Here is a 949-nt window from a genome sequence, read left to right as displayed (position 1 = left end):
GGTTTAGTAACTCGGCAACCTCGTTGTCTGGTTCGCTGCGCAAAATTTTGTAAGTGATATTTTGCGTTTCAACTTTATCCAAACGTGAAGGCGCTAAGGTTAAACCGTCTCGATACTCATCTTCGATTAAGGCAAATTTAAGTTGCTCAGCACCTATCGCATACAATGTTACGGTTGCACGAACTTGCTTAGGTAGATATAAGTCGTTACCTGAATCGGAAATCAGTACAGAAGCCTGACCCGCAGAACCAAGAGAATAAACAACGCCGTTATCATCAACTTGAATGAGGTTCTGCCCGCTTTCGACTTGATAACTCAGTTTACCTTTCTGCCCGCGCACGGTCAGAGCTTTCCCGTCAGGATCGAGTGCAACTAGGCTTAAATCACTGGCAGAAAGATCATTGTTAAAACCTCGTTCCACCGTGCCCGAACACGTCGTTTCAGAAGATTCATCCACCGACCTGGTATCTGTTGCACGAATTATCGCGGTGCCTGGACGCAGGATTTGAAATACTCCCGAATCATTCACTCTCACCACATTCGGCGGATTTGAATCAATGACTTGGTAAGATACTGAGCCGCGAACGTTGCTCAATAGTGTCTGAGTGATGGTTCCCACACCCTCAAACTGCAACGAGGCATCTTCAACAATCAGCTGTGGACGACTCTGCTTCGTGATAGAAGTTGGAGAGCTTGTATTGCTCGGCTTGGAGTCACCTCCTCCACCGCAACCAGCAAGTAAAGCAGCAAGAAAAATCAAATAATAATTTCTGTTCATTTTTAGTAATAATTTGTTACATCTCAAGGGGCGAGATAATAATACGATGTTTTATTAATCGCTATCCCTATTGTTGATGACTTTATTACTTAAGTATTTACTACTATATTAAGGGTAAAAATAAATTCTGATAAATGGCGAGAAAATTACCCGAAAAAACGCGAAGCAAAC

The 949-nt window shown here is 42.9% G+C and carries 1 pseudogene; it reads right to left on the bottom strand.

Features of this window, described 5'->3' with window-relative positions:
- Positions 1-778, bottom strand: a pseudogene (locus tag R7Z50_RS25300) (cadherin repeat domain-containing protein); the annotation flags it as partial.
- Positions 779-949: the final 171 nt, after the last annotated feature.

The sequence above is a fragment of the Vibrio sp. 1249-1 genome, from assembly GCF_033340495.1.
Note: the sequence above shows the minus strand (reverse complement) of the source record. Positions and strands in the feature narration are given on the sequence as shown.